The organism is Chitinimonas taiwanensis DSM 18899, from assembly GCF_900119825.1.
Classification (GTDB): Bacteria; Pseudomonadota; Gammaproteobacteria; order Burkholderiales; family Chitinimonadaceae; genus Chitinimonas; species Chitinimonas taiwanensis.
Genome location: NZ_FPKR01000007.1, coordinates 216,567 through 226,332 on the forward strand (window position 1 = coordinate 216,567; position 9,766 = coordinate 226,332).

General features: G+C 61.5%; 12 protein-coding genes. All 12 read left to right on the forward strand.

The window, feature by feature from the left end:
* Positions 1 to 6: 6 nt before the first annotated feature.
* The 12 genes from BT173_RS10580 to BT173_RS10635 all read left to right on the forward strand — a co-directional run bounded on the left by BT173_RS10580 (position 7) and on the right by BT173_RS10635 (position 9,302).
* Positions 7 to 522, forward strand: a complete 516-nt coding sequence (locus BT173_RS10580; protein ID WP_072428612.1) for a YceD family protein — start codon at positions 7 to 9, stop codon at positions 520 to 522.
* 49 nt (positions 523 to 571) lie between these two features.
* Positions 572 to 751, forward strand: a complete 180-nt coding sequence (rpmF, locus tag BT173_RS10585; RefSeq protein WP_072428613.1) for a 50S ribosomal protein L32 — start codon at positions 572 to 574, stop codon at positions 749 to 751.
* A gap of 107 nt (positions 752 to 858) precedes the next feature.
* Complete coding sequence (plsX, locus tag BT173_RS10590) at positions 859 to 1,890, forward strand: phosphate acyltransferase PlsX (protein WP_072428614.1); 1,032 nt, start codon at positions 859 to 861, stop codon at positions 1,888 to 1,890.
* Between the two features lie 108 nt (positions 1,891 to 1,998).
* Positions 1,999 to 2,970 carry a beta-ketoacyl-ACP synthase III gene (locus BT173_RS10595; protein ID WP_072428615.1) on the forward strand — a complete coding sequence of 324 codons (972 nt, stop codon included), beginning with the start codon at positions 1,999 to 2,001 and terminating at the stop codon, positions 2,968 to 2,970.
* Positions 2,971 to 3,116: 146 nt separating this feature from the next.
* Complete coding sequence (gene fabD / locus BT173_RS10600; protein WP_072428616.1) at positions 3,117 to 4,046, forward strand: ACP S-malonyltransferase; 930 nt, start codon at positions 3,117 to 3,119, stop codon at positions 4,044 to 4,046.
* On the forward strand, positions 4,043 to 4,318 hold the full coding sequence (locus tag BT173_RS10605; RefSeq protein ID WP_072428617.1) for a hypothetical protein: 276 nt from the start codon (positions 4,043 to 4,045) through the stop codon (positions 4,316 to 4,318). Before fabD ends, BT173_RS10605 begins: the two co-directional genes overlap by 4 nt.
* Before the next feature lie 23 nt (positions 4,319 to 4,341).
* A complete protein-coding gene (fabG, locus tag BT173_RS10610; protein ID WP_072428618.1) occupies positions 4,342 to 5,085 on the forward strand; it encodes a 3-oxoacyl-ACP reductase FabG in 744 nt (247 codons plus the stop codon).
* Positions 5,086 to 5,176: 91 nt separating this feature from the next.
* Positions 5,177 to 5,416, forward strand: a complete 240-nt coding sequence (gene acpP, locus BT173_RS10615; RefSeq protein ID WP_072428619.1) for an acyl carrier protein — start codon at positions 5,177 to 5,179, stop codon at positions 5,414 to 5,416.
* A 198-nt stretch (positions 5,417 to 5,614) separates the two neighbouring features.
* On the forward strand, positions 5,615 to 6,862 hold the full coding sequence (gene fabF, locus BT173_RS10620; protein ID WP_072428620.1) for a beta-ketoacyl-ACP synthase II: 1,248 nt from the start codon (positions 5,615 to 5,617) through the stop codon (positions 6,860 to 6,862).
* Between the two features lie 72 nt (positions 6,863 to 6,934).
* On the forward strand, positions 6,935 to 8,227 hold the full coding sequence (locus BT173_RS10625) for an aminodeoxychorismate synthase component I (protein ID WP_072428621.1): 1,293 nt from the start codon (positions 6,935 to 6,937) through the stop codon (positions 8,225 to 8,227).
* Complete coding sequence (gene pabC / locus BT173_RS10630) at positions 8,224 to 9,060, forward strand: aminodeoxychorismate lyase (protein ID WP_072428622.1); 837 nt, start codon at positions 8,224 to 8,226, stop codon at positions 9,058 to 9,060. The genes BT173_RS10625 and pabC overlap by 4 nt, the downstream gene beginning before the upstream one ends.
* Positions 9,045 to 9,302 carry a hypothetical protein gene (locus tag BT173_RS10635; RefSeq protein WP_072428623.1) on the forward strand — a complete coding sequence of 86 codons (258 nt, stop codon included), beginning with the start codon at positions 9,045 to 9,047 and terminating at the stop codon, positions 9,300 to 9,302. Before pabC ends, BT173_RS10635 begins: the two co-directional genes overlap by 16 nt.
* Positions 9,303 to 9,766 lie beyond the last annotated feature (464 nt).

Genomic DNA, 9,766 nt, shown 5'->3' on the forward strand with positions numbered 1-9,766 from the left:
CGGTTTATGTCCGAGCTCATCTTCGATAACGGTCAGTTTGCAAGGCAGCAACGCGTGCTGGCGGGCGAATTGACACTCAGTGAACTGCCCCGCGTCGCGCATGAAGTGCTTAGCGGCGGTGTGATCGAGTATGCGCTAGTTGGCAGTACCGATCGCTTGCAGCGCCTGTGTCTGGATTTGCGTTTGACGGCGCAGTTTCAGCTCAAGTGCCAGCGCTGTCTGGCAGCGATGCCCTTCGAGCTGGATGTGGCGACGCGCTTTGCGCTGTTTTCGGATGAGGCACGCTTGGAAGCGGCCGAGGCTGAAGATGAGGATCTGGAAGGATTGATGTTTGAGCGCGAGTTCGCGCTGCTCAATCTGATCGAGGACGAGATTTTACTGGCGTTGCCCTTTGCGCCGAGTCATGAAAGCTGTGAGTCGGATGTTGGGGTGGCGGCAGCGGCGGATATCTTGCCGCAAAAGCCTAACCCGTTTGCCGTGCTGGCGGATTTCAAGGCCAAGTTAAAGCGCGGCGACAACTAAGCCGTTTTCAGAGTTAGTAGTTTTTAAAGTTTGATCTAGGAGCACAACCATGGCCGTTCAACAGAACAAAAAATCCCCGTCCAAGCGCGGCATGCATCGCGCTCATGACTTCCTGACCGCCCCTGCTCTGGCCATTGAGCCGAGCACTGGCGAAGCCCACCTGCGTCACCACATCAGCCCGAACGGCTTCTACCGTGGTCGTCGCGTGGTTAAGGCCAAGGGCGAATAATTGCCGCTTTGGCTGTACGCTGCACACAAAGGCGCGCTCTTGGAGCGCGCCTTTTTCTTTCGAGCTAGCGCTTGGCGCGGCTCGCAGTAGCACTTACTCTTCCCCGCATGGAAATCACAGTCGCAATCGATGCAATGGGCGGCGATCACGGTACGCATGTCACCGTGCCTGCCGCGCTCAAGTTCCTCAAGGCGCATCCTGAGGTCAATGTTGTGCTGGTCGGTCTGCAGGACGCGATCGAGGCCGAGCTCAAGGCGCGCCATGCCAAGACTGGGCCGCGCCTGCGTATTCATCATGCCAGCGAGGTGGTGGCGATGGATGAGCCGCCCCAGCTGGCGCTGAAAAACAAAAAAGATTCCTCGATGCGCGTCGCGATCAATCTGGTCAAGAGTGGCGAGGCGCATGCCTGTGTATCGGCCGGCAATACCGGCGCCTTGATGGCCACGGCGCGCTTCGTGCTGAAGACCCTGGCGGGCATCGAGCGACCGGCGATCGCCAAGCTGATGCCCACCATGCGCGGCACCAGTTGCGTGCTCGACCTGGGCGCGAATGTGGATTGCTCGCCCGAACAGCTCTACCAGTTCGCGGTCATGGGCTCGGCGCTGTATGGCGCCTTGAACCATAACGAACGCCCCAGTGTGGGCTTGCTGAATATCGGCTCGGAAGACATCAAGGGTAATGAGACGGTCAAGGCGGCCGGCGAGCTGCTCAAGGCCTCGCGGCTGAACTTCTATGGCAATGTGGAAGGCAATGACATCTACAAAGGCACCGTGGATGTGGTGGTGTGCGACGGCTTTACCGGCAATGTGGCGTTGAAGACCTCGGAGGGTCTGGCCAAGATGCTGACCGAGTTCTTGAAGGAGGAATTCTTCAAAAGCTGGTGGCGCAAGCTGATTGCCGTGGTGGCCATGCCGGTGCTGATGAGTTTCCGCCATCGCATGGATACCCGTCGTTATAACGGCGCCAGTCTGCTTGGCCTGCGCGGCATCGTAGTGAAGAGTCATGGCGGCGCCGACAAGCTGGCCTTCTATTACGCCATGGAGCAGGCCTTGGAAGAGGCGAGCTCGGGTGTGCTGAGCAAGATCAGCGAAACCATGTCCGGCCATGCGGCAGCCAGCGCCGATCCGCTGGAGATCTAGGGCGCGAAAGCGCACTGCACCTTATATAAGCGACCGCTGCGCCCATGAGCACAGCGGCTTATTCCCAAGCTAGGGGTGGCGGACCTCGCCACCGATGGAGTGTTGTCTATGCGCAGTACCCAAATCTACGCCCGTATCGCCGGTACGGGTAGTTATCTGCCCGAGCGCGTGCTGGGCAATGCCGAGCTGGCGCAGCAGGTGGAAACCAGCGATGAGTGGATCGTCACGCGCACAGGCATACGCCAGCGCCATATCGCCGCCCCCGATGAGTTGACCAGTGATCTGGCGCTGAAGGCGGCGCAGGCGGCACTGGCCTCGGCAGGCGTGACGGCGGCGGACTTGGATCTGATCATCGTCGCGACCACCACGCCGGATGTGGTTTTCCCGAGTGCCGCCTGCATTCTGCAGGACAAGCTTGGCGTGCATGGCTGTCCGGCCTTCGACGTGCAGGCGGTGTGCGCCGGTTTTGCCTATGCGCTGGCCACGGCCGACCAGTTCGTGCGTGGCGGCATGGCCAAGACGGCTCTGGTGGTTGGCGCCGAGGTGTTCTCGCGCATTCTGGATTGGGATGACCGTACGACCTGCGTGCTGTTTGGCGATGGTGCCGGGGCGGTGGTGCTCAAGGCGTCGGAAGAGCCGGGTATTTTAGTGACCAAGCTCAAGGCCGATGGTCGCTATCGCGATATCCTGACCACGCCGGCCAGCATCATGCATGGCGATGTGCGTGGTAAGCCCTTCCTGCATATGGATGGGCAGGCGGTATTCAAATTTGCCGTCAAGGCCCTGGCTGAGCTTGCCTCCGAGACGCTGGAGGCGGCGGGTATCGCCCAGTCTGAGCTGAACTGGTTGGTGCCGCATCAGGCCAATATCCGCATCATTGAATCGACGGCGCGCCACCTGGGTTTGAGCATGGACAAGGTGGTGGTCACGCTTGCGCAGCATGGCAATACCTCGGCGGCTTCTATTCCGCTGGCGCTCGACCATGCCGCGCGTGAGGGCAGGTTCCAGCGTGGCGATCTGATCATGCTGGAAGGCATAGGCGGCGGTTTTGCCTGGGGTTCAGCCCTGCTGCGTTGGTAGCGGAGACGCTCTAACAAGCGGCTGCTTGCTGGTGCTTGTCATCTTGGGCGGTTAATATCGCGCCCACTTGAATGTATTAGCCTTGATTGTTGCCCGCAATTCGCCGGAAATTGGCGAAGATCGCAGCGGCAATCTGGAGACTTGCCATGTCGCTCGCTTTTGTTTTTCCTGGCCAGGGCTCGCAGGCCCTGGGTATGTTGAACGCGTTTGCCGAAGTCGCCGTCGTGCGCGACACGCTGGCAGAGGCCAATGCCGTACTGGGGTTTGACCTCGCTGCGTTGATTGCCGATGGTCCCAAGGAGGATCTGGACGCTACGATCAACACCCAGCCCGCCATGCTGGTAGCGGGCGTAGCCAGCTATCGCGCCTGGTTGGCCGCTGGCGGTGCGCAACCCGCGGTGCTGGCTGGCCATAGCCTGGGCGAATACAGCGCCCTGGTGGCCGCCGATGCGCTGAGCTTCGCCGATGCGCTGCGCCTGGTTCGCCTGCGTGCCGAGGCCATGCAAGCAGCGGTGCCGGCCGGGCAGGGCGGTATGGCCGCCATTCTCGGTCTGGATGATGAGGCGATCCGCGTGGCCTGCCTGCAAGCTGCGCAGGGCGAGGTCGTCGAAGCAGTCAATTTCAACTCTCCTGGCCAGGTGGTCATTGCCGGCAGCAAGGCTGCGGTCGAGCGTGCCTGTGAACTGTGTAAGGCTGCCGGTGCCAAACGCGCGCTACCGCTGCCGGTCTCGGTGCCGTCGCACTGTGCACTGATGAAGCCGGCTGCCGAAAAACTGGCTAGCGCGCTGGCCGAGATCGAGATCCAGGCGCCGCGTATTCCGGTGCTGCATAACGCCGATGTGCGCGCCTACCAAGATCCGGCGCAGATTAAGGATGCGCTAGCGCGCCAGCTCTACAGCCCGGTGCGCTGGGTGGAGACGGTGCAGAAGCTACAGGCCGACGGCGTGACCGTGGTGGCTGAATGTGGCCCAGGCAAGGTGCTGGCTGGCTTGAACAAGCGCATTGTGGATGGCCTGCAGTCGTTTGCGCTGACTGAGCCGGCCAGTTTCGATGCGCTGAAGGCAGCCCAGGCATGAAGCTGGTGGAAGTCTTTGTGCGCATGCCCTGGATAGACAAGCTGTTTATCCCGCTGGCGCTCTTGTTGGCCGTGACGCGTATTCAGGATGGTCTGGTCAATGGTTTGGCCTGGTCGCTGGCGGCGGGTGCTGGTTTTGCGCTGTACGCGGGCGGCAAGTTCTTGCAGTACTGGCAGAACCACGGCCCGCGCGCCGTTGGCCTGCCCTTGAAGCTGCAACTGGCCGGCATCGGCCTGTGGGTGGCTTCGATGATCTGGCGCTTCGCCGCCTGATCGACTCTAAAGGAGAAACAAGCATGTCTTTGCAAGGCAAGGTGGCCCTGGTCACCGGCGCATCGCGCGGTATTGGCCGCGCGATTGCGGAATCCCTCGGCCGCGAAGGCGCGATCGTGATCGGCACCGCCACCAGCGACAGCGGTGCCGCAGCCATTGCCGGCTATCTGCAGGAGGCCGGCCTACAGGGCACGGGCCTCGCGCTGGATGTGAATGACGCTGCCGCGGTGGATGCGGCGCTCGATCAGATCGAGAAGGCGCATGGCCCGGTCGCGGTGCTGGTCAACAATGCCGGCATCACCCGCGATCAGCTGCTGATGCGCATGAAGGAAGACGATTGGGATGCGGTGATGGACACCAATCTGCGCTCCGTCTACCGCCTGTCGAAAGCTGTACTGCGTGGCATGATGAAGGCCCGCTGGGGGCGCATCATCAGCATCGCCTCGGTGGTGGGCGCGTCGGGTTCTGCCGGGCAAACCAACTATGCCGCCGCCAAAGCGGGCATGATGGGCTTCACCAAATCGCTGGCCCGTGAAGTGGGCAGCCGCAATATCACCGTCAACTGCGTGGCACCGGGCTTTATCGATACCGATATGACCGCCGTGCTGGCAGAGGACTACAAGCAGAAGCTGCTTGCCCAGATTCCGCTGGAACGCTTGGGTCGGCCGGAGGAGATCGCCGATGCGGTCACCTTCCTCGCCAGCGACAAAGCTGCTTACGTGACAGGCAATACCCTGCATGTAAACGGCGGTATGTTCATGAATTAATTGATTTTTTAGTGCTTTTACTTGCGCGCCGTGTTTTTTGTTAGAATGCGGGCGCTTTTGACCATCCAACACGAAAGGCTTGGGTTCAAGAATGGAAAATATCGAACAACGCGTGAAGAAGATCGTCGCCGAGCAACTGGGCGTCAACGAAGCCGATATCAAGATCGACTCGTCCTTCGTTGAAGACCTGGGCGCCGACTCCCTCGACACCGTTGAGCTCGTGATGGCGCTCGAAGAGGAATTCGAGTGCGAAATTCCGGACGAAGAAGCCGAGAAGATCACTAACGTTCAGCAAGCTGTTGACTACGTTAAGGCTCACCTGGGCAAGTAAGTCCAGCATGGGAAATAGAGCGCACCCTGCGCGGGTGTGTCCCTGTTGAACCAGTCAAGACCCCTGTGCGAAACACTCGCGCCGGGGTCTTGTCGTATCAACCATTTGATTTGAGCGGTTGCTTGTTTGAGATCGCTACATTGTCATGGGCCTGCCGTATGCTGGCTGGCATGACCTTGTTACAAGAAGGAATTCTCCATGTCCAAACGCAGAGTTGTCGTCACCGGTCTGGGCCATGTCTCGCCGGTCGGTAACGATGTCGCCACGGGTTGGGCCAATCTGCTGGCCGGCGTGTCCGGTATTGGCACGATTACCCGTTTTGATGCTTCAGACCTGGCGTGCACCATCGCTGGCGAGGTCAAGGGCTTCGACGCTACCCAATACATCAACGCCAAAGACGCACGGCGCATGGATGTCTTTATCCATTACGGTATTGCTGCCGCCTTCCAGGCGATTGCGGATGCCGGTCTCGATGCGATTGAGGGCCTGGACAAGACCCGCGTCGGGGTGAATATCGGTTCGGGTATCGGCGGCCTGCCGCTGATCGAGGAAACTGGCGTGGCGCTGCACGAAGGCGGCCCGCGCAAGATCGGCCCCTTCTTCATCCCGGGCTCGCTGATCAATATGATCGCCGGCCATGTATCGATCATGAAGGGCTACCAGGGTCCGAGCTATGGCATCGTGTCCGCCTGCACTACCGGCGCCCATTGCATCGGCGATGCGGCACGCACCATTCAGTACGGCGATGCCGACATCATGGTGGCCGGCGGTGCGGAATGCGCGATTGCCCGCCTCGGCATTGGTGGCTTTGCGGCCATGAAGGCGCTGTCCACCCGTAACGATGACCCGACCACGGCCAGCCGCCCGTGGGACAAAGGCCGTGATGGCTTTGTGATGGGTGAGGGCGCTGGTGTGCTGGTGCTGGAAGAGTATGAACACGCCAAGGCGCGTGGCGCCACCATCTATGCCGAGCTGGCAGGCTTTGGCATGAGCAGCGACGCACACCATATGACCGCCCCGTGCGAAGACGGCGATGGCGCTGCACGCGGCATGATCGCTGCGCTGCGCGATGCGCGCGTGAATGCCGATGAGGTCGACTATGTGAATGCGCATGGCACGTCCACGCCGTTGGGCGATGTGGCCGAGACCATGGCGGTCAAACGCGCCTTTGGCGAGCACGCCAAGAAGCTGGTGGTGAACTCGACCAAGTCGATGACCGGCCACTTGCTGGGCGGCGCCGGTGGGGTGGAGGCCGTGTATTCGGTGCTGGCTGTTCACACCCAGAAGAGCCCGCCCACCATCAATCTGTTCGAGCAGGATGTGGAAGGCGGTTGCGACCTCGACTACGTGGCCAATGTGGCGCGCGATCTGCCGATCCGGGTGGCGATTTCCAACTCCTTCGGCTTTGGCGGCACCAACGGTACGCTGGTGTTCAAGCGCATCTAAACGCTGGAAGGCGCTTGCCAAGCATCACGCCGCGCGGGAGACTGCGCGGCGTTTTGTTTTCATGGTGCAGCAATGCCAAGCCTCTCGCTCGACCAGGCGCCCGACCTCTTGGCGCTGGCCGCGGCCTACCCGGCCGACTTCCCTTATTTGCTTGAGTCCGCCGGCGACACCGGCTGGGACATCCTGTTTGCGCTACCCGAGTCGCTGCGGGTGTATGGCGCGCAGGAAGGTGCAGCCCTGTTCGCCGACCTCGCTGCCATCCCGGTCGCACCGCAGCCATCCGCATCAGACCTGCCTTTTACCGGCGGCTGGTTTACCTATCTTGGCTATGAATGGCTGGAAACGCTGGAGCCCAGCGTGCCGCCGCGTGCCGATCAGGGCTTTCCGCTCGGCCTGCTGGCGCGCGTGCCGGCAGCGATTCTGGTACGGCGCGATAGCGGCCGTACCGAACTGGTGGCCGAGACGGCGGCGCAGCTGGATAGCCTGAAAGCCCGCCTGTCTGCCGTACCGAGCTTCCAGCCCGCGCCGATTCAAGTTGCCGATCTGAGCGAAGACGCACCCGAAGCGTTTCTGGCCGGTACCTTGCGCTGCAAGGACTATATCCGCGACGGTGATGTCTTCCAGGTCAATCTGTCGCGTGGCTGGGATGCTCGCTTGCTCGGTGGCGCCGGGCCGCGTGATCTGTTCGCCCAGCTGCGCCGCGCCAATCCGGCGCCTTTCTCGGCCTATGTGGACCTTGGGCAGGCGCAGGCCATCGTCAGCTCCTCGCCCGAGCGCCTGGTGCGTATCGACCGCCAGGGCAGGGTGGAGACGCGCCCGATTGCCGGCACCCATCCACGTTCAAGCGATCAGCAGGAAGATGAGGCGCAGAAGGCACGCCTGATCGCGTCGAAGAAAGAGCGTGCCGAGCACATCATGCTGATTGATCTGGAGCGCAACGATCTCGGTCGTATCGCCGTTCCCGGCTCGGTCAAGGTCGACGCGTTGATGGAAGTGACCAGCTACACCTATGTCCATCATCTCGAATCCACGGTCAGCTGCCAGATTCGCCCCGGCCTGAATGTGGCCGAGGTGCTGCGCGCGCTCTTCCCGGGCGGCACCATCACCGGCTGCCCCAAGGTGCGCTGCATGCAGATCATTCGCGAGCTGGAGGCGCGCCCGCGCCGCGCCTATACCGGCAGCCTTGGCTATATCAATCGCGATGGCTCGCTCGATCTGAATATCCTGATCCGCACCTTTATGCAGGATGGTGACGCGCTCTACTTCCGTGCCGGCGCCGGCATCGTGGCCGATAGCGACCCCGAGCGCGAGTTAAACGAGACCCGCGCCAAGGCGCGCGGGCTGTTGCGGGCGCTTGGGGCATGAACACCTTGGTCGACGGCGTGGCGCAGGACCATATCGCAGTACGCGATCGTGGCCTCGCCTATGGCGATGGGGTGTTTCGTACTCTGCGCTGCGAGCAGGGCCGCTTGCTGGCCTGGCCGCGTCACTATGCCAAGCTGCAGGCCGACTGCGCGGCACTGGGCATCGTCTGCCCGGAGGCAGCGCTGCTACTGGCTGACCTCGCTCAGCTCGCGCCCGCCTCGGCCGCGGTCAAGATCATCATCACCCGTGGTGTGAGCGCCCGCGGCTATGCCTGCGACCCCAGCGCCAGCCCGACGCGTATCGTGCAAGTGGCGCCGCTGCCCGATTACCCGGATAGCCTGCGCACCGAGGGCGTACAGCTCCGGCTATGCGCGTGGCCGCTGAGCATCCAGCCTGGCCTTGCGGGCATTAAGCATCTGAACCGGCTTGACCAAGTGATGGCGCGGCGCGAATGGCAAGACGCCAGCATCTTTGATGGCCTGATGTGTAATGCGCGTGGCGAACTGGTCGAAGGGGTGATGACGAATCTGTATCTGCTGCAAGGCAATGCCCTGTATACCCACCCGCTCGCCGACTGTGGCGTGGCCGGCGCCATGCGTGGCCTGGTGCTGGAACTGGCGGCGGGCATGGGTGTGCAGATTTGTCAGCAAGCGTTTGGTGCCGACCGGCTGGCACAGGTCGATGCGTTGCTACTCAGCAATAGCCTGGCGGGCGTGCTGCCGGTACGCCAATGCGGCGCGCAAAGCTGGCACAATTTCGACTTGGCGCAGCAATTGCACGCTGCCTTGCTTGAGCAAGCCCGAAAGGAAAGCATCCCATGTTGCCCCGTTTGACCCTGATCCTGCTGGTCTCCGTCAGTGCCCTAGCCGAATTGCCGGAGAAATATTCGGCTGTGTATTACGAACAATTGCAGGGCAAGGAAAAAGCCCGCTGCGATAAATACGTGACCGAGCTTAAAGTGATCGACAAACGTAAGAGCATGGGGCGCGTGCAGCCCTGGGATATGGAAAAGATGCAGGCCAAGCAAAAGAAGATCGAAAAGGACTACGACAAGTACTGTCTGCGCCTACCTTAAGCGCGCCCTACAGCACGAACACCCCGAAGCCAAGCCCGCGACTCGCCGGCTTGGCTTTTTGTCTTGTATCGGTCTGTTTTGCATCAAGATCGGCGCTGCACGGGGTGCTGGCACTATTCCCAAGCCGGCTTGGTGAGTGAGCGGCAAGGGGGCGGGTGCGCGCACTGAGCAGCCCGAAAGCCATATACAGCAAGGGTCTGCAAGGGATGGTCGTGTGAAGCTTGGTGCAGAGCAGCATTGCCAAGACATGTACTTGGCACTATTTCAGTCCTCCCTGATTTGCTGATGTCATATTCCAGCCATTAAACTGCGCCCCTACTAATAACGCCTTGCATGGTTTACGGACCGTGCGCAGCAACTTATGCCTATGCGGCATTGACGGGAGGAAACCCTATGGCCATGTCGCTCGCCGACCTGCCGAACGCGCTCGTCCAGCTGTTCGACCCGACGGCGCTGTTCGACGC